The organism is Paraburkholderia sp. (assembly GCF_049581445.1).
In the GTDB taxonomy this organism is placed as follows: domain Bacteria; phylum Pseudomonadota; class Gammaproteobacteria; order Burkholderiales; family Burkholderiaceae; genus Paraburkholderia.
Genome location: NZ_JBAURZ010000040.1, coordinates 13,046 through 36,250, shown reverse-complemented (window position 1 = coordinate 36,250; position 23,205 = coordinate 13,046). Strand labels below are relative to the sequence as shown.

Here is a 23,205-nt window from a genome sequence, read left to right as displayed (position 1 = left end):
CTGGCGCAGCCGCTATTGCGCAGCGTCGAGCAATTCCAGTTGTTGGGGCAACGACTGCGCGGGTCGCTCGAGCGCCAGCAGCGCTGCCTTGCGATGGATGCCGCCCGCATAGCCCGTCAGTTGACCTGTGCTACCGATCACCCGGTGACACGGCACGATGATCGCCACCGGGTTGCGCCCGTTCGCAGCACCCACGGCGCGCGCAGTGCCAAGCGGCAGACCGAGCCGTTGCGCGAGCCGTCCATAACTCTCGATCTCGCCAAACGGAATCTGTACCAGCGCATTCCACACTTGCTGCTGAAACGGCGAACCCATCATGTGTAGACGGACCGTGAAGCGCTGCCGCTCGCCGGCGAAGTATTCGGCGATCTGCTGCGCCGTTTCCGCGAGCACGCGCGGCGGCTTGTCAGACGCGGCACCGGCAGCACCCGCAGGAAAATACTTTTGACCATCAAAGTACAGGCCGGTCAACGCATCGTCTTCGGCGCGCAGCAAGATCGCGCCAAGCGGGCTCGGAATCGAAAGATAGTGTTTCATGCTGCGTTCGCCTTTTCTTCGCGGACAAGTGCGAGATGTTGAGCGGCGTAGGCACGCCACGGCGCCCATTGCGGCGCGATATCTTTGAGCATGCTTGACGCCGTGCTGCCAATGCCTGGCGCGCTCAGAGGATCCCCCACGGGAAACGCATTCGGCCAGCCGAGTGCGCGCATCGCAATGTATTGAGTCTGCCACTCGTCGAAGCCGGCCACCGCGCGCAGATAGGCGAGCGTTTCCTCGAGTGCGGTGAGCGGTCGGACGGAATCCGGCGTGCTCGGCCATCGCTGCGTTGGCGTAGAACCGGCAATTTTCGAACTTGGGTGTACGCACGGGACACACCGGTCGGCAATAAATACCCGTTGACGTGACCGCAACGAAGAACCAGCCGTCAAAGCGCCTGTCCCGCGAGAGCACCACTTGATAGCAGGTTTCACGATCGAGATTCATGGCATCAATGTAGCGCATTGGCCGCTGCGAAACTGGCCAGATTCGGACGTAAGCGTGACAGGATGCAAATTGGCTAAGACGACGATGAAAACATTCAATGAGGCACGTCGAACGAAGCCGGTCAACGGACGCGAGAGGCGCTCCGTTTACCACGGGACAACTGCGCGACAGACGCCGCCCCAGCCGCGTGCAAGATCGCAGCGCCCCGCACAGTTACAGCGCTGCGGCGCCCTAACCCGGTTCCGCGTCATGGGCATGACAAACGCGCCGAACGACTGCACCGCACCGGGGCATGAAAAATGCATTCGTGCACGCGGGGAGTCGCGTTAAACTGACTGGGATGATCGGGCTGCACCGCGCATATGACCGCGTGGCGCGGCTGTCAGCGGCACGTGGGGTTTCCACGCTACCAACGGGACGCGACACACAGCGCGTCAACCGCCCGTACAATGGTTCGACAAACAACGGAACGAGGACAACTTCGATGCGCACTACCGGGTCTTCCGGGTCAATGGCCCTGCTCACCGAATACGACGACGCAACGGCGCGCGAACTTCGCTCGCTGCGCCTCGAATCGACAGAAGACGGCAAGGGTATTCTTCTGGTCGAAGTCGACGAGCGCAAGCCGGGCATCCATCGCGAAGTGCGTTATGAAATCACGCCCGCGGAACTGATTGCGGCCATTCGCGCGCACGGTGCCGAATTGCCGGGCGAACAGCACAATCACCGTACCTGAGTCCCCCGCGGCATGCGCGCAAGCGCATGCCGCACACCAGCCGCCGCTGATGTTGCAACATCTTTTCGCCGGCGGGCGGCGTTGCAACGAGCGTGCCGCATTCTCCAGCGTTGCCTGACCCAGCAAGGTTTCTCCCGCTTCAATCACGCGCCGCCTTTCCAGACGCTTGCACGTCTGAAAAATGCGTCCATAATCGGTAAGTTACTTCTTAGCTTCCCACCGGAAACGGCTGTGGATGTAAGCCGATGCTACATGATCTCGTGGAGCAGTACGGGCCTGCTCTCGTCTTTGCCAATGTATTAGCCGCGTCGCTAGGCCTACCCGTGCCCGCGATGCCCGCGCTCGTCCTGTTCGGCGCGATGGCGGCCACACATCCCGCCACGGTCGGCACGCAACTGGCGTCGGTGCTGATCCTCGCGATCTTTGCCACGTTGATTGGCGACAGTGTGTGGTATCTCGCCGGCCGCATCTACGGTGGCAATACGCTCAAGACGTTGTGCAAGCTCTCGCTGTCGCGTGACACTTGCGTCAAGAAGACCGAGCGTTTCTTCGGACGATGGGGCGTACGCGTGCTCGCAGTGGCCAAGTTCGTCCCGGGGTTGGCGATCGTGTCCATCCCGATGGCGGGCGCCATGGGCACCGCGTATCGCACTTTCCTCACTTATGACGGCATCGGGGCCGCGCTTTGGTCCGGCACGGGCCTGATCATCGGCGCCATCTTCGCGGCGCAGATCGACATGCTGATGGCAAGTGCCAGCCGGCTCGGGCGCATGGTGCTGGTGGTGCTGGCTGCGCTGCTGCTGCTCTACGCGGTCTATCGCTGGATCCGCCGGCGCCAGCTCATCAAGAAACTGGCCACGGCGCGCCTGGATGTGGACGAACTCGATGCGCTGATGGCGGCAGGACGTTCGCCGGTTCTGTTCGACATCCGTTCGCGCGAAAAGCGCATGCTCGACCCGTTCGTGATTCCCGGTAGCCTGTTTGCCGATGAACGCCAGCTCAACGAAATCATCGCGAAGTACCCACCCGATCAAAAGCTCGTCATCTATTGTTCCTGTCCGAACGAGATTTCGGCAGCCTGGATGGCCAAGCAACTGAACGAAGCCGGCTTTAGCGACGTGCTGCCGCTGCGCGGCGGCCTCGACGCCTGGCGTGACTCGGGACGGCAACTCGAATCGCTTGACGAGGAGCCGGCGCCTGAAGTCCATGCGGGTGTCGCACCGGCGGTATAGCCGGTCCGGTCGCTTCGCCTGCTGTACCAAACGACAGAAGGAGCGGTTTAATGATCGAGATTCAAGAAGCCGAATCGCAACAATGTGTGCAGCCCGCGCCGCCCGTTGTTGCCGATGCGCCTTTTTCTTCGCTCGCCACGCGAATGCATCAGATGTTTCCGGATCTGAGCTGGGAGGAGGTCGATCGCCTGCGCAAGTTCGGCGAAGTACGGCACTTTCAGCCGGGTGAATTGCTGTTTGAAACCGGCGAGATCGGGCCCGGTATGTACGTGATGCTGGCCGGACGCGTCAGGATCTATCAGCGCGACGGACTCGGGCGCGAGCGTGTGGTTTCGGAACAGGGCGTTAGAAAATTTCTTGCCGAAGTGGGCCAGTTGTCGTCCCGGGTGTGCCTCGTAAGCGGCGTAGCCCTGGAGCCGGTTGAAGCGGTGCTGATTCCGCCAGCAGGCGTGCGCGCGCTGATCGTCTCCGAGGCTGAACTCGGCGAGCGCATCATGCGTGCGCTGATCCTGCGGCGCGTGTCCCTGATCGAAAAGGGCGCGGGCGGCCCCATCCTGGTAGGCAAGAGCTACGACTCGCGATTGGTCTCGCTGCAAGGTTTTCTCTCGCGCAACGGCCACCCGCACACGGTGATCAATGAGCTCGATGAAGAAGCGCGGAGCCTGATCGAACAGTTCGGTGCACAAGCCGAAGACCTGCCGCTCGTGATCTGTCCGGACGGTTCGGTGCTACGTCATCCGAGCGATCCTGAACTGGCGACCTGCCTCGGCATGCTGCCGGAGCTCGACGCGTCACACATCTACGACGTCGCGATAGTCGGCGCCGGCCCGGCGGGGCTGGCCACTGCCGTGTATGCGGCCTCGGAAGGGCTATCCGTGATCGTGCTCGACAGCCGCGCGCCTGGCGGCCAGGCGGGTGCGAGTTCACGCATCGAGAACTATCTCGGCTTCCCAACCGGCATCAGCGGCCAGGCGCTAGCGGGCCGCGCGTTCGTGCAGGCGCAGAAGTTCGGCGCGCACGTCGCCATTCCGGTCAAGGTCAAAGCGCTGCATTGCGAAGAATCCCCGCACCGGCTCGAACTGAAATGCGGTGGCAGCGTGAAGGCGCGCAGCATCGTGATAGCCAGCGGTGCCGTCTATCGGCGACCGGCGCTTGAGGGTCTTGAGCACTTCGATGGACGCGGGGTCTATTACTGGGCCTCACCGGTCGAAGCGAAGCTCTGCAAGCGCGAGCAGATCGTACTGGTCGGCGGCGGCAACTCGGCGGGCCAGGCCATCGTCTATCTGGCTACGCACGCGGCCAAAGTCCATGTGCTGATTCGCCGAAGCGGTTTTGAAGCAACCATGTCGCGCTATCTGATTGACCGTATCCGCACGCTGCCCAATGTGTTCATCCATCCGCACTCGGAGATCGGAAAGCTCGAGGCGGACGAACGCGGCCTCTCCTCGGTCGTCTTGAAGGAGCCGCTTCCCGACGGCACCGAGCGGTTCGACACGCGGCATCTGTTCCTCTTCACCGGCGCCGATCCGAACACCGAATGGCTGCAGACTTGTGGCGTACAACTTGACCCGAAGGGCTTCGTGCTGACGGGCGAGAGGGGCCAGAACTCCACTTGCGACCTCGGCACCAGCGTTGAAGGCGTGTACGCCATCGGCGACGCGCGCGCCGGTTCGACCAAGCGCGTAGCAGCTGCTGTCGGTGAAGGAGCGGCGGTCGTGGCGCAGATCCATCAAATGCTGGCGGTGAGTTCCGGAGAAGCTGTGGCGTTGGGGGCGTAGACTAGTCGGCCCATCCAACGACCGATTGACCGCGTGAAGACACTTACCCTATCCGCTGCGCGCACCCTTCATCTGGCCGCGCAGGGTTTGTTGCTGCCGCCGCGCCGCAAGGCCACCAAAGCCGATGTGCTCGACGCGATTCGCCGCATGGCGCAATTGCAGATCGACACGATTCACGTCGTCGCGCGCAGCCCCTATCTCGTCCTCTTCAGCCGCCTCGGGCCGTATGCGCCGCAGTGGCTCGACGAGCTTCTGGCGGACGGCGCGCTATTCGAATACTGGTCCCACGAAGCGTGTTTCTTGCCGATCGAGGATTACGGGCTGCTGCGCCATCGCATGCTCGACCCGAGCGGAATGGGCGGGAAATACGCGGCGGAATGGCATGAGAAATACCGCACGGAGATCGACAGCCTGCTCGAACATGTACGCGCGAACGGGCCGGTTCGCTCGGCGGATTTTGCTCGCGAGGCCGGCAAGAGCAATGGCTGGTGGGACTGGAAACCGGAGAAGCGTCACCTCGAGGTGTTGTTCGCAATCGGTCAATTGATGGTGGCGGAGCGGCGCAATTTTCATCGTGTCTACGATGTGAGCGAACGGGTGCTGCCTGGCTGGAACGACGCGCGCGATCTTCAACCGGCGCAAGCGGTCGCGCAGGAACTGCTGCGGCGCACGTGCCTCGCGCTAGGCGTAGCACGCGCGGATTGGGTGGCCGATTACTACCGGCTGCCCCGCCGACCGTATGTGGCCGAACTACATGCGCTTGCAGAGGCGGGCGAACTGATCCAGGTGAAAGTGGACGGCTGGAAACAGGACACATTCGTGCATCGCGAACTCGCTCCGCTGATCGACGACGCTGTCAGCGGCAAGCTCGCCTCCACAGTGACGACCTTACTCTCGCCGTTCGATCCAGTCGTGTGGGATCGCAAGCGTGCGGCCGCACTGTTCGACTTCGACTATGTGATCGAGTGCTATACGCCCGCGGCTAAACGCAAGTACGGCTATTTCGTTCTGCCCATCCTGAACCGTGGGAAACTGATCGGCCGTGCTGATGCGAAGGCGCACCGGGCGAGCGGCATCTTTGAGCTGAAAGCAGTTCATCTGGAGCCTGGTGTGCGCGTCAGTGCGCGTCTCGCCACCGACCTGCGCCGTGCGTTTCAGCGCTGCGCGGACTGGCATGGCACGCCGCAATGGCAGATCACGTCGGGACCACCGGAGTTGATTGACGCGCTAGCGGCGCAAGAAGGTGTGGAAGCGTGAATCTCCCTACGAATCAGCGGGGATGAGGCGTGCATCACGCGGCGGGTGCAGTGCGGCAGGGGCGCAGGGGCAAAGCCAGGTGGCCGCAAATACCCGCCATCTGCGCGTAACGAGATCCGCGCAGAAAAGGGCCAGCCGCCTTGGCCAGCCCAGCGCTTTAATGGTCGAGCCTGGTCCGCAATTCACGGGCCGTTTCCAGCAAACCTTCGTACCCGGAACGGGCGTGCTCCGGCAAATCCGGATCACCGACCAGCGTGCCGAGCGTCTCGATCAGGCTATACAGGAGCCCTTTCGCCGCACCCGATGCAATACCGCCCGACTTCACCAGATCGTCGACGTGGTTGATGGCGGCGTCGAGGTGTTCGAGCTCGGGCCGTTCGCCCGCTTCCTGCTTTTGCGAAACATCACGCGTCATGATGGACGATCTCTCCTGTGGTGGCTGCAGCGACTGAGGCTAGCGCTGAGGTGAACGAATACCTGACGTTGTTATATACCGATCGCGATCGGTCGTCTATTCGTCCATTCGTCCATTCGCCACAGGTCGACATCCCCGCACAGCTTGCCACCGCTCGCGTCAAACGGCGGAGGCCTCACCGTCCTTCGCGTCGCGAATTGCCCTGCGCCGCGGCTAAGGCGTCCACCGGTACATCAAGATCTTGGCGCGCGCATCGTCCTCCACCAGCACCACATATTCGCCGTTGGCTCGCTCCACGGCGCTAATGCCGAGATATATGTCCACCCATCCGCTCGTGCTGCCTACGCTAGCACCTGGCGTCATATAACCAACCATCTGACCGTTGCGAACGTCGTAGACATCGATCTTTTGCGTGTACAACTCGGCCACGAAAATGTAGTTGCCCGCCACGGCGAGACCCACCGTCGTCACCTGAGGATCGCTCGCCGTATTCCACGGCAGCGCGATCGTATATTGCAGCTTGGGATTGGCGCTGCTCCAGTTGTCGTAGCGGGCCAGGACCGGACCGGCCGCCTTCCAGAGCGTCGCGTTCCACGGAATTGCGCTCGTGAATCCGGTGATGTACATGGTGTCGCTTGCCGCGTCATACACGATGCGACCGAGCCGCGTGAACGGCGCCGGCATCGGAAACATTTTTGCGTTTGCGTATTGATAGATCGGATTGCCAAACGAATCCAGACTTACCAGTGGCATCTCCCGAATGCCGCTCGTGGGTGTCGCAAGCCACACATTGCCAGGCGTATCGACCCACCAGAAGCCGTCACCCACCGTGCTGCCGGTGGACGGGTTGCTGGTGATCTCGTTCGCATCGACCACGCCGTCGCCATTGCTGTCGCGCCACATCCACTCGCCGTAAGAGGGCTGCCCGACCGGCCAGTCACCGGGGATGGGATTTTGCGCCAGCAAGCCCGACGGAATCGCAATATCGCCATGCGCCGCGTCGAAGCGGTACACGCTCAGGTAGTGAGCGTACGGATCGAGTGCATACAGGAACAGATTGCCGTTGATACGCCGCATCATCGGCTCGCCACGCACACCGCGCGTCAGATGAAACGATGGATCGTCCGGATAGGCAAAGCGGTCGAGTGTGAACGCCGCATACGACCATTCGTGTCCGGCGGGCTGGGTGTAGTTGAGCGCGAAGCGCTTCGAGCCGCTATACACGTTATTGGGCGACGCCGGATCGAATGCACCGCTATCCACGAACGTGAGCCCGTAGAGCCGCCAGTTGAGTTCTTGCGAGCTGAATCCGTAGCTTTCGAGCACTGCCCCTTCGCCGACCGACGCGGAGCCCAACGGACGCGGCCCCTCGCCGTTCTGCGACACAACGAGGTTGCCATTCTGATCGAAGCCGAGGCCGGTGATGCCGTTGAAACGCCAGTCGCCAGGCGCACCGCTGACCGTGTGGAAGATGCCCTCGCGCGTGCCGAGTGCAGTTGCGAGTTGCGTCACGCCAGAGGCGCTTTTAATGAAGACCAGGATCTGCTGCGAAGGGCCGTTATCGGCCACGAGAAGCTGGCCGGAGGGCGCAATGGCGAGCGCCGTGGGAACGGTGCCTGCGGGTAACGGAAGTGTTCCCGGGAGTAACGCGCCGTCCTCGGAATAATGTGCGACGCTCATGCCAGTCGCCGAGCCCACACCGCAGATCACCCATAGCGTGCCGTCCGTATCAATCACGATGCGCCCCGGCGACGTCACGCTCCACGAGCGGGTCTGCCGCATGGTTTGTGCATCGAGTACGACGATGCGGTTGCCGTGGGTATCGGCGACAAAGACCTCAGTGTCAGTCGCGGCGAGTCCGCGGATGCCCGCATCCACGCCTGTCGTCACATCCTCGACACGCAGGAAACTGTCCTTCGTAATGTTGGCGCTATTGCCGATGCCGTAGGCGAACGGCGCGCCGGTTGCGATGTTGGACAGCAATCGTCGTGTGATGCCGAACCATGTCTGATTGGCAGGCGGGTAATCCGCACCGACCAGCGCATTGCTCTCATTGCCGATCGACATCGCCGCGTATAGATACGTGCCGTTCACGGCGACTGCGTCGCCACCGGCCGCGCCCCATCCGTGCGTGTTTCCCGCCACCGCGAGCTTGTTGCCGTTTTGATAGGCCGCGATTTCGCTACCGCTCTCGTCCCACGGCGAATTCGTATACACCGTGCCGTTGGGTGCGACGCTAATGGACTGGATGTCCTGTTGCACCCACGTGCCGTTGCCGAATCCGAACGTGTTGCCAATCCACGACGTGGTGTAATTCAATTGCGACTGTGCAAACACCGCACAGGGCCAGACGATCGGCACAATCAGCAAGGCTGCGCCAAAGCGGGACAACAGTTTCACGATCGGCTCCTTGCGAGGGTGCGCGTCAGCCTTCACACGCTGTCACCGTCACGCCCCTCATGCGAACGCCACGCGTCACGCAAACATGGCGACGTATGGCGTTTTTATCCTCGCATGGTTCCGAACGAAATTAATCGATAAAAAATCGCGCAAAAAGAACCAATAACCCAAAGCGCATTAATTTCTCGGCCTCGCCTCCCGAGAGACGAGCGGTGGTTAGGCGTCCTGGGACAGGCGAGATTGCAAGCGCGCAAAGATCAGCTGGGTCGCTCCCGAAAACGCTCACCTTTTGGCCTGCAAGCCGCGAATCTTCGTTCACTGCGCTCCCGAACCTTCTCACCTTCCACGCTGAGTGGTGCGGGCAGCAACGGCGCTACGCTTCACCCTTGCGCCCAGCGTCAAGTCCAAATACGTGCCATGCGTATCAAGAAGTCCGCACGCGCCGCACGAAAATGCGCCGCGTCAGATCGAACGCGACCAGGTTGCCGGCCACCACTAGCACGAGGCCGACCACAGCCAACGCCGACCATCGATAGCCTTCGAAAACCGTCGACGCCGCCAGCGCGACTATCGGAAACAGCACGGTGCAATATGCAGCCCGTTCCGGCCCGATGCGCCCCACCAGCATTAGATACGCGGTGAAGCCGATCACCGAGCCGAAGACGGCCAGATAACCAAGCGCGCCGAGATAACGGATGTCCGGTTCGACGGCGAACGAGTAGCCCGCCAGCGCACTCCCCACCATCAGAATGGTCGCGCCGATCAGCATCGCCCAGCTATTCGTGACGAGCGGATGCAACCCCATCGATTGCATCCGGCTCGACAACAGATTGCCCGTGGAGAAGCACAAGGTTCCGAGGAACGCGACCGCCAGACCCAGCAACTCCGCCGGATCGCTGAGATGCCCCGCCATTTGCTGGACGAACAGGCACACGATGCCGACGAGGCCAAGCAGCGCCCCGGCGATCACCGACGGCTGCAACGGACGGCCCATGAACAGCCGGCCGTTGATGGAGTTCATCAGCGGCGCAATCGAAAACACCACGGCCACCAAACCACTCGGTACGACCTGTTCGGCGTAGTAGAAGCACAGAAAATTCAGGCAGAACAGCGCCAGCCCCTGCGCGAACAGAAAGCGCCAGGCAGCGCGCGGCGGCCAGATCGGGCGTCGCATCAGGCGCAGCAACGCGAACAGCAGCAGCGCGGCGAGGCCAAAGCGCCAGGCAATTGATACGGGCGGCGGCACCACACCGAGCTGCCATTTGATAGCGATCCAGGTGGTGCCCCAGATCAGGACGGTGATGGCATAGAGAAACAGATTCATGACAGAGCGAGCCAAAGTGAGAGTCGGAACATTCCACGACCTCACTGTGCCTCTGCGATGGCCGCCGCACTTGTCCAGGATTGCGCACTTTTCAGCGCCGCCAAGCGAGCCAGGTGGCGCCCGCTCTATACTGTCGACTAATGAACCTTTCACTTCCGCAAGCCGTGAACTCCAGTCTGCCCGCCGCCGTGACCGACCCTGCCGAGACGCCATTTGGCCTGCACTCGGTGTGTCACACGCTGCGCGACGCCAATGCGAAGCTGGAACGCTTCGCATGGCTTGGCGACCAGCTTGCCGTGGCGGAATGGACCCGCGAGACGAAGGAAGCGGAAACCGTCTACGAACAGCCCGGCCATCACACGCTGTCGTGCTACCTGGATGGCGGCTATCGGACCGAGCGTCAGAAATTGCCCGGCCGGTATGGCGCACCAACGCGGCTTTGCGCGCTGCCAGGTGATCACGAATCGCGCTGGTGGGTGCGCGGCCAGATGCATTTCATGCACCTGTATTTCTTGCCTGACCACTTCACGCAGCGCGCCGTCCGGGAGTTGGACCGTGAGCCGCGTGAGATCACGCTGGCGGATCGCACCTACTTCGAAGACGCCCGCATGGCGAGCCTGTGCCAATCGCTCACGGATGAAAGCTGGGACGACCCGGATGGCCTGCTGCGCACCAACGAAACCGCGCACGAGGTATTGAGTCTGCTGCTGCAATCGCAAGGCGTGAGCCGGGCGGGAAACGGGCTCAAAGGTGGATTATCAGTGGCCACGCGCCGTCGCCTGCGTGACTACATCGACGCTCACTTAACCGATTCGCTGACGCTAGGCGTTCTCGCTGATGTCGCGTGCCTGTCCGAATTCCACCTGGCACGCATGTTCCGCACTTCGTTCGGCCTGCCACCGCACGCGTGGATCGCCCAGCAGCGCATCGAACGGGCTCGGCTGCTGTTGCGCACCACAGCGCTGCCGCTCACGCAGGTGGCGGCTCAGTGCGGTTACGCCAACGCCAGCCACTTTAGTCATCGGTTTCGCGAGGTGCTCGGCGTGGCACCGGTCATGTACCGGCAAGCGGTGAAGGTGGCCTAGACGCCACTACGCAGCGTTCGGCACCCCCTTCAGTGCCTGGGCAAGACTATTTCAACGCTAAGGCCAGCACACGCGCCACGTGAACGGCGTCAACCCCGGCGCCATCGTGAATCTGATGCCGGCAACTCGTGCCGTCGGCCACCATCACTGTGTTGCTATCCAGCTTGCGCACCGCAGGCAACAGCGACAACTCCGCCATCGCCTGTGACGTCGCATAGTGTTCGGCCTCGTAGCCAAAGCTGCCCGCCATTCCACAACACGAAGATTCGACAGTCGAGACCTCAAGTTGCGGAATCCACTTCAGCACGGTTTGCACCGGCGTGAATGCGTCGAACGCCTTCTGATGACAGTGTCCGTGCACCAGCGCTTTTTGCGCAGGCAACGGTTTGAGTTCGAGCGTCAGACGATTCGCCTTCTGTTCACGCACCAGAAATTCTTCGAACAGGAACGCGGATTTCGCCAGTTGCTGTGCTTCATCACCGAAACCGTAGTGCAGGAACTCGTCCCGCAACGAGAGAAGACATGACGGTTCAAGCCCCACAATCGGCACACCGCGCTCGACGAATGGCCGGAACGTGTCCAGCATGCGCCGTGCTTCTTCCTTCGCCTGATCGACCAGACCCGCCGCAAGGAAAGTACGGCCGCAGCACACCGGCCGCTCGCCCGCGCGCGTGTTGAAATGCACGGTATAACCGGCGGCTTCGAGCACCTGCTGTGCGGCGCGCGCGTTCTCCGGCTCCATGTTGTTGTTGAACGTATCAACGAACAGCAGCACTTCCTTGACGGTTCCGTCCGCTGCGGCGCGCGGCGTCACCGTCCCCGATGCACCAGACAAAAACGGTGTGCGAAAACGCGGAAGCGACCGCTGCGGCGCGAAACCCACCGCACGCTTAAACCATGTGGACAGCAACGGCACGCTATCGGCAAGCGCCATCACCGCCGGAATCTTGCCCGCGAACGGCGCATAGCGTGGCATGAAGGCCACCAGTTTGTCGCGCATGCGGATGCCGTGTCGTTTGGCGCGCGCTGCGCGCGCCTCGATCTTGAACTTCGCCATATCGACGCCGGTCGGACAATCGCGCTTGCAGCCCTTGCACGAAACGCACAGGTCAAGCGTTTCCTTGACGTCGTCGCTGGCGAGCCCTTCCTCTCCGAGTTGGCCCGAGATAGCCAGTCGCAAGGTATTGGCGCGTCCACGCGTGACGTGTTGTTCGTCCTTGGTCACACGATAACTTGGACACATCGTGCCTGCATCAAACTTGCGGCAGTGGCCATTGTTGTTGCACATCTCTACCGCTTTCGCGAGGCCGCCAGTGAGATCGTCGCCCGTGCCTGGCAACGTCTCGCGGCCCGTGAGCGGATCGCGCTCCACATTCCATGCGGACCAGTCGAGCGCTGTCGCGAGTGCGCGTGCCTTGTAGCCCGGTGCAAAGCGAAAATTGCTTGCGTCATCCATCTTCGGCGGACGCACGATCTTGTCCGGATTGAAGCGATTCTCCGGATCGAAGAGCGCCTTGATCTCGCTGAATGCCTGGTTGATGCGCGGGCCGTACTGCCACGCCACCCACTCGCCACGACACAGACCATCGCCATGTTCACCCGAGTACGCGCCCTTGTATTCCTGAACCAGAGCCGCCGCTTCCTCGGCGATCGCGCGCATCTTGAGCGCGCCGTCGCGCCGCATATCGAGGATCGGTCGCACATGCAGCGTGCCGACGCTCGCGTGCGCATACCAGGTGCCTTCGGTGTGGTGACGATGGAACACCTCGGTGAGCTTGCTGGTGTACTCAGCCAGGTGTTCGAGCGGCACCGCGCAGTCTTCGATGAAGGACACGGGCTTGCCGTCGCCCTTCATGCTCATCATGATGTTCAGCCCTGCCTTGCGGACTTCCCACAAAGCCTTCTGCTCATTCGCATCGGGCATCGGCACAACCGAGTCGGGCAGTCCCAGATCGGCCATCAGTTCGGTCAACTGCTTTACTCCAGCCAGTTGTGCGTCGCGGCTTTCGCCTGCGAACTCCACCAGCAGGATCGCCTCGGGACGGCCCACCAGCGCCTTCTCTATGACCGGACGAAACGCCGGATTGCTGATGGCCAGATCGATCATCGTGCGGTCCACCAGTTCGACCGCCACTGGTTTGAGCTTGACGATGTGCTGGGTCAGGTCCATTGCCTGCCAGAACGTCGGGAAATTGACCACACCCAGCGCCTTATGCGCAGGCAAAGGCGCGAGCTTCAACGTCAAATGCCGGCTGAATGCCAGCGTGCCTTCCGAACCCACCAGCAGATGCGCGAGATTAGCGACGCCGTCATCGGTATAAGCACGCGGATTCTGGCAATCGAACACGTCGATGTTGTAGCCGGCGACTCGCCGCAACACCTTGGGCACGCGCGCCACGATCTCATCACGCTCACGCAGTGCGATGCGCTTCACGCCCTCGACGATCGCCTGCAAACGCTCGCCTTGCAACGGCTCGCGCAGTGATGCAAAACGCGCCTCGCTGCCATCGGCGAGGATGGCGTCGATGGCAGCGACGTTGTGCACCATGTTGCCGTATTCGATCGAGCGCGAGCCGCATGAATTATTGCCCGCCATGCCGCCAATCGTGCATTGCGCCGCCGTCGATACATCAACCGGAAACCACAAGCCGTGTGGCTTTAACCACGCATTCAGATGATCGAGCACGACGCCCGGTTCGACCGTCACGGTGCGCGCGTCGACATCGAAGGCGACGATATTGTTCAACCACTTGCTGGTATCGACCACCAGCGCCTCGCCCACCGTTTGCCCGCACTGGCTCGTGCCAGCGCCGCGTGCTAGCAGCGGGACCTTCTCGCTACGCGCCACTTCGAGCGCGATGCGCAAGTCATCCTGATCGCGCGGCACCACGACGCCGATCGGCGTGATCTGGTAGATCGACGCGTCCGTTGAATAGCGGCCGCGGCTTGCCGCATCAAACAGCACATCACCGCGAATAGCCTCGCGCAACCGGTTGGCAAGCGGCGTCATCAGGCGCGCGGTGGACGGCACCAGATGAATCGGTTTGACGAGCAAGGGGGAAGCGGCATTCGTCATAGCGTCGACCCGAAAAAATCCCTAGTAAAGCGTGACGCTGACGGGTGCGAGCCCTTCAATGCGTCCGTGCGCGGTGCCCGCGCTCTGTGGGAAGAACATGCCGGTATAGGAACCTGCCGTGATCACCATCTCGGGAGTAACTGCAAGACCACGGTCCACCGCGCAGTGATTCACGAGCCACGCCAGCAAACGGCGGGGATCGCCGCACGGATTGGCCGGCACTGCGCGCACCACACCCTGCCCTTCGAAACTGAAGCTCAGCGATGGCGCAACAAACGGAAAGTCTTCGCTATACGGCGTAAATTGGCCCACGATAAGTGCGCCGTTGTTCTGCAGATCGGCCAGTTGTGCGAGCTTGTCGACATTCGGCCACTCCGCAAAGCGGCTTGCGACGATTTCGATGGTCGTGCCGAATGATTCGATGCCAGCGTGCACCTCGGCTTCGCTGTAGGGCTCGCTAGCCGGCTCGAAACGGCGGCCGAAGCGAAATGCAATCTCCAGTTCGAGTCCGAGTGGCGCAAACGCGCCGCGTCGCAGCTTCACGCCGTCGCGGTACACGTCGACGTCCGGCAATGGCGCGCCCTGGATCGGTCCGGTGAGCGACTTCGCGCCGATCTTCCAGCCACCGATGCGCGCGCCCGACAGTCGCAGGATCTCGTGCTGGATGGCGTAGGCGGCGTTGGCGTCGGCGGGTATCAGTTCCGCTGGCAGGCTGTCGAGCGTCAGGTGGTCTCTGCGCGCGTCGGCAAGTCGTTGGCTCAAGGTTGAGGTATCGGTCGTGTTCATCGTCTAACGTAGAAGGTTGCGAAAGAAGCGGACTCTGCTATCAGGCCTTGAGAGTCGAAGCGGGTTGCGGCGTGTGAGCAGCCGTCGCTTCGAAGCGGCTTTCGGGCTGCATGCGAAACGCGAGCACCACGCCAATCGCCATCAACACCATGCTGCCCACAAACGGCAGTTCCCAGTTGCCGAAGCGATCGATCAGAAAACCGCCGACCACCGGCGAGATGATCGCGGCGAGCGCCGAGCCCGTGTTCATCATGCCGCTCGCGGTGCCGGAGTATTCCGGCGCGATGTCCATTGGAATGGCCCACATCGGACCAATGGTCATCTCCGCAAAAAAGAAACCAGCGGACAGACAGGCCATCGACACATACAGATTGTGCGCAAACATCAACGGCACCAGCGCGGCCAAGGTGAACAACATACAGATGGACACCATCCAGCTGCGAGCACGCTTCAGGCTGCCGGTGCGCGTGAAAATCCGGTCCGTGACGATGCCACCGAAGGTGTCGCCCAGGACGCCCGCAAAAAACACCGTGGACGCGAAGATGGCCGACTTTTTCAGATCGAGGTGGTAACTATGCAGGAAGTATTGCGGAATCCAGCTGAGGAAGAGCCACAACGTCCAGCCGTAGCAGAAGTAGACGATGGTGACCGGCGCCATGCGGCGAAACAACGCTTTCCACGGCACGTTTGCGGCTTTCGGCTTGGGCTGCGGCAGCATGGCCAGTTCTTCGCTCGTGATGCGCGGATGATCTTTCGGATGCTCCGTGAAGGTCACCGACCACACGATCACCCATAACAGACTGAACACGCCGCAGATGTAGAACGATTCACGCCAGCCCCAGGTGGCCATCACGAGCACGATCACACCGGGCGCGACCGCGTTGCCGATCCGCGATGCAGCATGCGTGATGCCCTGCGCGAAGCCGCGTTTCTCCTTCGCGACCCAACGCGCCATCGCCGCTGTGGAAGCCGGAAAGGTTGCACCCTCGCCGAAACCGAGCAGCAGACGCGCGGCGAGCAGCGAAATCAGACCGCCTGAAAGACCCGTAAGGATGGTCGCCACGGCCCACAGCGCGCCGCAAAAAATCAGCGTGCGTTTTGCGCCGAAGCGGTCGCTGACCCAGCCGCCGATCACCTGAAACACCAGATACGGATAGGCGAACGCGGAGAAGACCAATCCAATCTGTGTATGTGAGAGATGAAACTCCTTGCCGAACCCAGCCGCCGCGGTACTGACATTTACGCGGTCAAGGTAGGTGATGAAATACATGATGCATAGCATCAATAGAACAAGACTGGTCGCACTGGTCACACGAAACCGCTTCATCGTCTGTCTCCGTTGCTGGTGTCGGCCGCGCGTCTGGAAGGACACGCAGCTTCAAGGTTCCCCACGCGGGCATCGCATGGGCAGGAGGTATTGAGTCGCGCCTATACCCTGCCATCGCTGCTGAGGGAAGGGGCTGCCGTTGCTTGCTTTACGTCTTCGCCCCAGTTTCCTTGAGTTGCGTGTCGTTCCTTTTGAAATCCTTTGACGCTTTTGACGCTTGTGCCGCTTCTGCCGCTTGTGACGTGATTCAGGCCGCTGCCTTCAGGCTGGTCGCCTGCGGCTGCGAGCTCAGCCATTCCATCGCCGCCGGCATGCCGCTCGCAGCAACCGGCACGCCTGCCAGGTTCAAACCCATCTCACAGCCGGCCAGCGTCGCGAGTAGCGTCAGATCGTTGCAGTCGCCCAGATGGCCAATGCGGAACATGCGGCCTTTCATCTTGCCAAGACCCGTGCCGAGCGACATGTCGAAACGTTCGTAGATGGTTTTGCGCACCGCGTCCGCGTCGATCCCCTCGGGCATCATCACGCCCGTCAGGACAGGGCTATACACCGCCGGATCGGCACACTGGATCTCGAGCCCCCAGGCGCGCACTGCGCGGCGGCTCGCTTCGGCAAGGCGCTCATGGCGCGCAAAAACGTTCTCGAGCCCTTCGCCGAGAATCATGTCGAGCGCTTCCGAGAGCCCGTACAGCAGGTTCGTGTTCGGCGTGTACGGCCAGTAACCGGACTTGTTCATCTCGATGATCTCGGTCCAGTCCCAGAAGCTGCGCGGAAGTTTCGCCTGCTTGCTGGCGGCAACGGCCTTGGGCGATACCGCGTTGAAGCTGATGCCCGGCGGCAGCATCAAACCTTTTTGCGAGCCCGACACAGTGACGTCGACGCCCCATTCGTCATGACGATAGTCAGCGCAGGCGAGGCCTGAGATCGTATCGACCAATAGCAGCGCCGGATGACCGGTTGCATCGATGGCACGGCGTACTGCCGCGATATCGGACGTGACACCCGTCGAGGTTTCGTTGTGAACCACGCACACCGCCTTGATCGTGTGCTGTGTATCCTCGCGCAAACGCGCTTCGATCATTTGCGGCTGCACGCCACGCCGCCAGCCCTCGATGCCCGGCAGACCGAGAAACTCCGGCTTCAGACCCAGGCTCTCGGCCATCTTTTTCCACAGCGTGGCGAAGTGACCCGTTTCGAACATCAACACGTGATCGCCCGGGCTCAGCGTGTTCGACAACGCCGCTTCCCATGCGCCGGTGCCAGATGCCGGATAGATCACCACCGGTTGTTGCGTCTTGAAGATCTTCTTGATGCCCTCGAGTACCTTCAGCCCAAGCGCACCGAACTCCGGGCCGCGATGGTCGATGGTCGGATAGCTCATCGCGCGCAGAATGCGATCGGGCACAGGACTCGGCCCAGGGATCTGCAGGAAGTGGCGGCCAGCGGGATGAAAATCTAACTTGAGCATCGATGTTCTCCAATTGAATTTTGCATGCAAAAAACTATAGCAGACGATCGGTGACGCTCCCAAGACAAAAATTGCTTGCTGGCGCGGGTGTTTACCCGCACATTACCTATTGGTCAGGTTCCGATAAAATCGGCTCCAATGCGATGTCGAGGATTTTTGTATGCAAAATTCGGATTTTGATGCGGGGCTTGCCGCCCCCGCCCTGATGCCGAAAGTCGAGCGGCAGCGGCTGCACGACACCGTGGTGGAACATATCCGCCGCTTCATCGTCGAGGGCGTGCTGGAGCCTGGCAAGAAACTGAACGAGCGCGAGCTGTGCGAAACGCTCGGGATTTCTCGCACGCCGCTGCGGGAAGCGCTGAAGGTGCTGGCGGCGGAAGGGCTGATCGAAATCTGGCCGAATCGCGGCGCGTCGGTTTCGAAGATGTCCGAGGCGGAGTTGCGTGAGACGTTCGAACTGATGAGCGGCCTCGAAGCGTTTTCGGGTGAGCTCGCGGCCGAGCGGATCACTGCGGTTGAACTGGCGGAGATCAAGGCGCTGCATTACGCGATGCTCGCGTGCCGCGCGCAGAATGACCTGGCCGGCTACTACAGCCGCAACCAGGCGATCCACGACAAGATCAATGAAGCGGCTCGTAACTCGGCGTTGCGACAGACTTATATTTCGGTGAACCGACGATTGCAGGCGCTGCGTTTCCGGTCCAACTTCCAGATTCCGAAGTGGGACCGCGCGGTTCACGATCATGGTGAGATGCTGGAGGCGCTTGAAGCGCGCGATGGTAAGCGGCTTAGTGCGATCTTGAGGCAGCATTTGCTGGATAAGCGGGATGCGGTGCTGCAGGTGCAGTCGCGGGAGGAGGTGGCGGGGGGGACGTTGGAGGCGTAGCTTGCTGATACTTGAGGTGCATACGGCAGGCGAACTCGCGGCGAGTTATCCGCATATTTTGTCGGCTAGTCTCTGGACAAATCATCTCTCGTGACAGGTTGCCCTGCTGCACAGGGCTTTGCTGGCGACGAGTGGAGAAAAATCGGAGGACGTAGTCGCCTGTCTACGATCGCAGTCGCCCCCTAAACGGTCAATCGACTTGAAGTGAAGCGCCCGTTTGTTTCAATCTGCGCGGCTGGAAATGTGCTTGCGGCGAACCGCCCATTGATACCGTTCGACCAGTCTTGCGGCAACGCAGAGAACTTGTTCACGCCATAATTTCTCGGCAGCATCAATGCGAACGTCCTCCCGTTCTAACGCATCTGCCGCCCAGTACGCTCGGACGTCGCCGACGGGAAGATCGTCTGTTTCAGATGCGATTGCACGAAACAGCAGGAACTCCGGCTCGCTTTGAACCTTGGTCCAGTGCGCCAACGGAAGCATTGCCCGAGTTGTTTCAATGACACCAAGGCGACCTTCAAGGAAGTCCAGCGCTCTGGCGCGAATCTTTCGACAATGCTTAACCCAAAGCTCTTCGTTCCTGACTCCCGGAGGAACCTTCATCTCTCGATCCATCACCGTCCCTCCCGGGGCTTTAGCCCGTTTCACGCGGGTTTTCTTTCACCTCCTCACCTTCGCACCATTCCTGCAGCGCCTTCTTCACATCGTCAATCACAGATCCCCAGTCACCTAGCTTCCGCTGCCGGAAGAGTCGCATGGACGGGTACCAGGGGCTATCAGTTCTATCAAGCATCCAGCGCCAGTCGGTGCAAGTCGGAACTAGCACCCATACAGGGCATCCAGCGGCTCCGGCAAGGTGTGCACACGACGTGTCGACAGTGATAAGCAGGTCGAGTTGTTGAAGTATCGCCAGCGTATCGGTGAAGTTCTTGATCGCGGGACCCAGCAGATGCAGTTCGACTTCATTGGCCAAGTCCTCGCCCTGAAGCTCACGATGACCCTTTTGTAGCGAAAACCAAGTGACGCCAGGATGCGTAAACAAAGAGCGCAGCGTGTCGAGGTTCATTGACCGGTAGCGGTCGAATACGTACTCTGGGTTGCCTGCCCACACTAACCCAATGCGCTGTTTCCTGGGTATGTCAGGCGGCGAACAGCGATTAAGGTAGGTCCGCCACTGACAGATTTTCTCGGATTTCGCTGCTAGGTACGGCATGGTGATCGGCAGCATCGGCACATCAAGATTCATATATTCCGGCATCTTGAACATGCGGGACCAGTAGTCGTAGTGGCCACTTGGCTGTGCGTCAAATGCAGCGCGAACGCCCGTCGCGTTGGCGGCGAGTTCCGCAAGCGGAGGATGCACCCATACATCGACCGTGGCTCCCTGTCGATGCAGCCAATCTGCCATTCGTAGAAACTGTATCTCATCGCCCAGGCCTTGTTCGCCAATAAGAAGAAACTGACGTCCAGCGAGGGGTTCGCCCGTCCATTCGGCGATGACCGGGTTAATCAAATCCTCATTCCCCGGCAACTGTTCGTGCCATCTGTATTGTTTCCAGCCATCTTTAAATTCGCCGAAGAGAAGCTGGGTTGTTGCCAGGTTGAACTGTATGCTTGGGTAATGCGCCCAAAGCGCTGCCGCCTCGATACTATGCGTCCGCATTTCTGTAAATTGACCGAGGACGGCGTATGCGTAGGTCGCGTTGTGATGCAGAAGAGCATTTTCCGGATCAATTGCGATTCCCTGCTTGGCGACACCGATAGCTTCGTGAAAATAGTCGATGCAGTTCAAGGTGTACGCCAGTTCCTTGAGTGCCACTGCGTGCGATGCAAACGAGGATCGTATGTTTGCGACGACCACGTTCACCTCATCTCGACGCTCCAGCTTTGCCAGCACCCTGATCAAGTCAAGCCCATCGGACAAGAGCGTTGAATCGAGCTTCCAGGCCCGTATCCAATAGCGGGCGGCATCTTCACCCCTCCCAAGTTCGGAACTGATAGCGGCCAAAGCGCGCACTGCATGGTGCAATTCTGGCTCTATCTCGACAGCCCTTTTGTACTGGACCATGGCTTCAACGAGGCGACCCGATAATCGCAGGCAGTCTGCCAGATTCCGGTGTAGCGTTGCCGTACTCCCCGCGATATCGATGGCTCTGCAATAGAATGCTTCGGCACAGACGTACTCATGTCTGGATGCGGCAATTAGCCCCGCGTGTTCCCATAGTTCTGCATTTTTGGGAGCGGCCGTGAGCGCAAGCTGGATATGGGCATACGCCTGATCAAAATCATTTATATGCACGTACGCAAGCGATAAGCGACGCAATGCGCGCACATCACGAGGGTGTGCAGAAAGCACCTTTCGGTAGCCGTCAATCGCCTCTGCGATACGACGTCCGGCGAAGTCGGCATCAGCGCGCGCAAGCCAATCGGTCACGTTCGGTGAGTCTTGATTCGCAAGGAGCGGTGTGGACATTCGGAGCGTTTTCATTGACGGGTTTCTGTTTGACTATGCGCCAGCAGGTATGCCCCTGCGATCCCTAGAGTCGGGCCGCGTAGCTGCGGGGGCGCTGAACGCTTCTAAGTGGCTGGCGGAGTCGGGCTACTTAATCGTCCGTCGTGCGACCCGGCGTCCGCACCGTGCAGGGCTTGCAGCGCAGCCCGCACTTCTTCGATCACGGGCTCCCATTTGCCCAATTCCCTCTGCCGGAACAGACGCATGGACGGATACCAGGGACTGTCTGTCCGGCCAACCAGCCACCGCCACTCAAAATACGCGGGCACAAGGACCCATACCGGTCGGCCAGCAGCCCCTGCAAGATGGGCAACAGACGTGTCTACTGTGACTACGAGGTCGAGTGTCTCAAGTATCGCAAGCGTATCGGCGAAGTCATCGATCGCGGGCCCGAGTGTATGTATGTCAAATTCGTTCGCCAGCGCCTCGCTTTCACGCTCATGATCTCCTTTTTGCACCGAGAACCAGGTTATGTCCGGTAACGCAAAAAGCGGCCTGAAGGCATCCAGCGTCACAGACCGGAACCGGTCAAGCGCACTATAAGCCCCCCCCGCCCACACAACACCGATACGTTTGCGCTCTTTGTGGTTGGATTCGGGGGAAATGGTTTTAATACGGATCCGCCAGACGTCGAGCATGTCGGGCTCTGCTGCCACGTAGGGCATGACGATGGGCAGCATTGGGAGATCAAGCTGCATATGTTCCGGCATCCTCATCATGTGACTGCAATATTCATAGGGTCCTTGCGGCAGGGCCGTGAACACTGAACGCACACCGGTCAAGCTGGCCGCAATTCTGCCGACAGAAGGGCAAACCAGCACATCAACAATTGCGCCCTCCTTATGCAGCCATTCCGCAAATCTGATCAACTGGATTTCGTCCCCGCACCCTTGCTCGCCAACGAGCAGGAACCGGCACCCGGCAACCGGTTCGCCGTCCCATACGGGAAAGTCCGGAAAAAATCGCGTAGCACGCCCGAAAGGCGATGCGTATATCGCATTGTGCAGCGCCCAGCCGACCTTAAAGTCACCAAGCGCGAGTTCGAGACATCCAAGTTGGGACCGGATAGCCAGGTCATCCGGCATAAGCCGCGCTGCGTCCCTCATGTGAACCCCAGCTTCCTCAACGCTGCCGCATACACTTAGGGCGTGTGCGGCATAGAGTTGCAGCATGCCACGCTGCGGATCGATGTTGAGTCCCTGCCGGGCAACGGTCAGCATATCGGCGAAACGATCGATCTGATACAGCGCAAGGCACAGTGCCTCTAACGCGTCAATATCGGCCGCGTGCCGGATTCTTATCTGCGTAACCGCTTCATCAAGCTCGACGGTGCGCTGAACTCTTGCAAGTGCAGCAACCAGGTCGAGCCCGTCTTGCACTGCATAAGGGTTGAGCGCCCAGGCGCGTCGCCAATAGTCAGCAGCAGCATCCCATTCTCCTAGTTTGGTGCTTATACGCGCGACCTCGCGAATTGCATGATGCAGGTCTACCTCTATCGCAGCGGCTCGTTTGTACTCCGTCTTTGCGTCAGCGAGGCGTCCCCATAGCTGTAGACAATCAGCGAGGTTACGGTGCAGCGTCGCGGTGCTTCCAGAGAGAGTGAGAGCGCGATGATAGAACGCTTCGGCCCGGACAAGCTCGCCGCTCGCGGCCGCAACGAGGCCCGCATGCTCCCACAGATCCGCCCGTGTAGGCGCGGACTCAAGAGCAAGCTCCAGGTATTTACGTGCCTGTGCGAATTCCTTTACATGTACGCAATTCAGCGCCATACGATGCAGCGCATGCGTATCGCGCGGATACACGGCAAGAATGCCCCGGTAACCGTCTGCCGCCTCCCTATGGCGCAGCGCGGCAAAATCAGCGTCAGCACGAGTAACCAGAGGGCTTATGCTCACGGCGGCACTGTCATTTGAGGAGGACAACATTTCAAATATTTTCT

The 23,205-nt window shown here is 60.7% G+C and carries 17 protein-coding genes and 1 pseudogene; 6 read left to right on the top strand and 12 right to left on the bottom strand.

The window, feature by feature from the left end; genetic code table 11:
• Nucleotides 1-12: 12 nt before the first annotated feature.
• Complete coding sequence (locus WCA85_RS02605; protein WP_424061652.1) at nt 13-537, bottom strand: methylated-DNA--[protein]-cysteine S-methyltransferase; 525 nt, start codon at nt 535-537, stop codon at nt 13-15.
• Between the two features lie 255 nt (nt 538-792).
• A pseudogene (locus tag WCA85_RS02600) lies at nt 793-984 on the bottom strand (Ada metal-binding domain-containing protein); the annotation flags it as partial.
• A gap of 484 nt (nt 985-1,468) precedes the next feature.
• On the opposite strand from WCA85_RS02600, the gene WCA85_RS02595 reads away from it, so the two are divergent.
• From WCA85_RS02595 to WCA85_RS02580, 4 genes are all read left to right on the top strand, one after another.
• On the top strand, nt 1,469-1,720 hold the full coding sequence (locus WCA85_RS02595; protein ID WP_424061579.1) for a hypothetical protein: 252 nt from the start codon (nt 1,469-1,471) through the stop codon (nt 1,718-1,720).
• A 245-nt stretch (nt 1,721-1,965) separates the two neighbouring features.
• On the top strand, nt 1,966-2,952 hold the full coding sequence (locus tag WCA85_RS02590; RefSeq protein ID WP_424061578.1) for a DedA family protein/thiosulfate sulfurtransferase GlpE: 987 nt from the start codon (nt 1,966-1,968) through the stop codon (nt 2,950-2,952).
• Nucleotides 2,953-3,002: 50 nt separating this feature from the next.
• On the top strand, nt 3,003-4,730 hold the full coding sequence (locus tag WCA85_RS02585) for an FAD-dependent oxidoreductase (RefSeq protein ID WP_424061576.1): 1,728 nt from the start codon (nt 3,003-3,005) through the stop codon (nt 4,728-4,730).
• A 33-nt stretch (nt 4,731-4,763) separates the two neighbouring features.
• The gene (locus WCA85_RS02580) at nt 4,764-5,987 is read left to right on the top strand and encodes a winged helix-turn-helix domain-containing protein (RefSeq protein WP_424061575.1); all 1,224 of its coding nucleotides are present in this window, start codon (nt 4,764-4,766) and stop codon (nt 5,985-5,987) included.
• Between the two features lie 157 nt (nt 5,988-6,144).
• Here the strand turns inward: WCA85_RS02580 and WCA85_RS02575 are convergent, their stop codons facing one another.
• The 3 genes from WCA85_RS02575 to WCA85_RS02565 all read right to left on the bottom strand — a co-directional run bounded on the left by WCA85_RS02575 (nt 6,145) and on the right by WCA85_RS02565 (nt 10,126).
• The gene (locus tag WCA85_RS02575) at nt 6,145-6,402 is read right to left on the bottom strand and encodes a hypothetical protein (protein ID WP_424061574.1); all 258 of its coding nucleotides are present in this window, start codon (nt 6,400-6,402) and stop codon (nt 6,145-6,147) included.
• Nucleotides 6,403-6,615: 213 nt separating this feature from the next.
• Nucleotides 6,616-8,796 carry a hypothetical protein gene (locus WCA85_RS02570; protein ID WP_424061651.1) on the bottom strand — a complete coding sequence of 727 codons (2,181 nt, stop codon included), beginning with the start codon at nt 8,794-8,796 and terminating at the stop codon, nt 6,616-6,618.
• A 430-nt stretch (nt 8,797-9,226) separates the two neighbouring features.
• The gene (locus tag WCA85_RS02565; protein WP_424061573.1) at nt 9,227-10,126 is read right to left on the bottom strand and encodes a DMT family transporter; all 900 of its coding nucleotides are present in this window, start codon (nt 10,124-10,126) and stop codon (nt 9,227-9,229) included.
• Between the two features lie 140 nt (nt 10,127-10,266).
• On the opposite strand from WCA85_RS02565, the gene WCA85_RS02560 reads away from it, so the two are divergent.
• On the top strand, nt 10,267-11,211 hold the full coding sequence (locus WCA85_RS02560; RefSeq protein WP_424061571.1) for a helix-turn-helix domain-containing protein: 945 nt from the start codon (nt 10,267-10,269) through the stop codon (nt 11,209-11,211).
• Nucleotides 11,212-11,257: 46 nt separating this feature from the next.
• Here the strand turns inward: WCA85_RS02560 and WCA85_RS02555 are convergent, their stop codons facing one another.
• The 4 genes from WCA85_RS02555 to WCA85_RS02540 form a co-directional block, all read right to left on the bottom strand.
• Nucleotides 11,258-14,287, bottom strand: a complete 3,030-nt coding sequence (locus WCA85_RS02555) for an FAD-binding and (Fe-S)-binding domain-containing protein (protein WP_424061570.1) — start codon at nt 14,285-14,287, stop codon at nt 11,258-11,260.
• Nucleotides 14,288-14,308: 21 nt separating this feature from the next.
• Nucleotides 14,309-15,073: a 2-keto-4-pentenoate hydratase gene (locus WCA85_RS02550; protein ID WP_424061569.1), complete on the bottom strand. Its 765-nt coding sequence runs from the start codon at nt 15,071-15,073 to the stop codon at nt 14,309-14,311.
• A gap of 40 nt (nt 15,074-15,113) precedes the next feature.
• Nucleotides 15,114-16,400, bottom strand: coding sequence for an MFS transporter (locus WCA85_RS02545; RefSeq protein WP_424061568.1), 1,287 nt, complete (start codon nt 16,398-16,400; stop codon nt 15,114-15,116).
• 247 nt (nt 16,401-16,647) lie between these two features.
• Nucleotides 16,648-17,868: a pyridoxal-phosphate-dependent aminotransferase family protein gene (locus tag WCA85_RS02540; RefSeq protein ID WP_424061566.1), complete on the bottom strand. Its 1,221-nt coding sequence runs from the start codon at nt 17,866-17,868 to the stop codon at nt 16,648-16,650.
• Nucleotides 17,869-18,028: 160 nt separating this feature from the next.
• Here WCA85_RS02540 and WCA85_RS02535 point away from each other — a divergent pair, with 160 nt between their 5' ends.
• Nucleotides 18,029-18,754, top strand: a complete 726-nt coding sequence (locus WCA85_RS02535) for a GntR family transcriptional regulator (protein ID WP_424061565.1) — start codon at nt 18,029-18,031, stop codon at nt 18,752-18,754.
• Between the two features lie 222 nt (nt 18,755-18,976).
• Here WCA85_RS02535 and WCA85_RS02530 read toward each other — a convergent pair whose 3' ends face one another.
• The 3 genes from WCA85_RS02530 to WCA85_RS02520 all read right to left on the bottom strand — a co-directional run bounded on the left by WCA85_RS02530 (nt 18,977) and on the right by WCA85_RS02520 (nt 23,191).
• Nucleotides 18,977-19,357, bottom strand: coding sequence for a hypothetical protein (locus WCA85_RS02530; protein ID WP_424061564.1), 381 nt, complete (start codon nt 19,355-19,357; stop codon nt 18,977-18,979).
• A gap of 31 nt (nt 19,358-19,388) precedes the next feature.
• Nucleotides 19,389-21,227, bottom strand: a complete 1,839-nt coding sequence (locus WCA85_RS02525; protein WP_424061563.1) for a hypothetical protein — start codon at nt 21,225-21,227, stop codon at nt 19,389-19,391.
• Between the two features lie 104 nt (nt 21,228-21,331).
• Nucleotides 21,332-23,191: a hypothetical protein gene (locus tag WCA85_RS02520; protein ID WP_424061562.1), complete on the bottom strand. Its 1,860-nt coding sequence runs from the start codon at nt 23,189-23,191 to the stop codon at nt 21,332-21,334.
• Nucleotides 23,192-23,205: the final 14 nt, after the last annotated feature.

Excerpts from the sequence above, each read along its gene's own strand:
- WCA85_RS02605 (WP_424061652.1), bottom strand. The coding sequence starts at position 537 with ATGAAACACTATCTTTCGATTCCGAGCCCGCTTGGCGCGATCTTGCTG.
- WCA85_RS02595 (WP_424061579.1), top strand. The coding sequence starts at position 1,469 with ATGCGCACTACCGGGTCTTCCGGGTCAATGGCCCTGCTCACCGAATAC.
- WCA85_RS02590 (WP_424061578.1), top strand. The coding sequence starts at position 1,966 with ATGCTACATGATCTCGTGGAGCAGTACGGGCCTGCTCTCGTCTTTGCC.
- WCA85_RS02585 (WP_424061576.1), top strand. The coding sequence starts at position 3,003 with ATGATCGAGATTCAAGAAGCCGAATCGCAACAATGTGTGCAGCCCGCG.
- WCA85_RS02575 (WP_424061574.1), bottom strand. The coding sequence starts at position 6,402 with ATGACGCGTGATGTTTCGCAAAAGCAGGAAGCGGGCGAACGGCCCGAG.
- WCA85_RS02565 (WP_424061573.1), bottom strand. The coding sequence starts at position 10,126 with ATGAATCTGTTTCTCTATGCCATCACCGTCCTGATCTGGGGCACCACC.
- WCA85_RS02560 (WP_424061571.1), top strand. The coding sequence starts at position 10,267 with ATGAACCTTTCACTTCCGCAAGCCGTGAACTCCAGTCTGCCCGCCGCC.
- WCA85_RS02555 (WP_424061570.1), bottom strand. The coding sequence starts at position 14,287 with ATGACGAATGCCGCTTCCCCCTTGCTCGTCAAACCGATTCATCTGGTG.
- WCA85_RS02550 (WP_424061569.1), bottom strand. The coding sequence starts at position 15,073 with ATGAACACGACCGATACCTCAACCTTGAGCCAACGACTTGCCGACGCG.
- WCA85_RS02545 (WP_424061568.1), bottom strand. The coding sequence starts at position 16,400 with ATGAAGCGGTTTCGTGTGACCAGTGCGACCAGTCTTGTTCTATTGATG.
- WCA85_RS02540 (WP_424061566.1), bottom strand. The coding sequence starts at position 17,868 with ATGCTCAAGTTAGATTTTCATCCCGCTGGCCGCCACTTCCTGCAGATC.
- WCA85_RS02535 (WP_424061565.1), top strand. The coding sequence starts at position 18,029 with ATGCAAAATTCGGATTTTGATGCGGGGCTTGCCGCCCCCGCCCTGATG.
- WCA85_RS02530 (WP_424061564.1), bottom strand. The coding sequence starts at position 19,357 with ATGAAGGTTCCTCCGGGAGTCAGGAACGAAGAGCTTTGGGTTAAGCAT.
- WCA85_RS02525 (WP_424061563.1), bottom strand. The coding sequence starts at position 21,227 with ATGTCCACACCGCTCCTTGCGAATCAAGACTCACCGAACGTGACCGAT.
- WCA85_RS02520 (WP_424061562.1), bottom strand. The coding sequence starts at position 23,191 with ATGTTGTCCTCCTCAAATGACAGTGCCGCCGTGAGCATAAGCCCTCTG.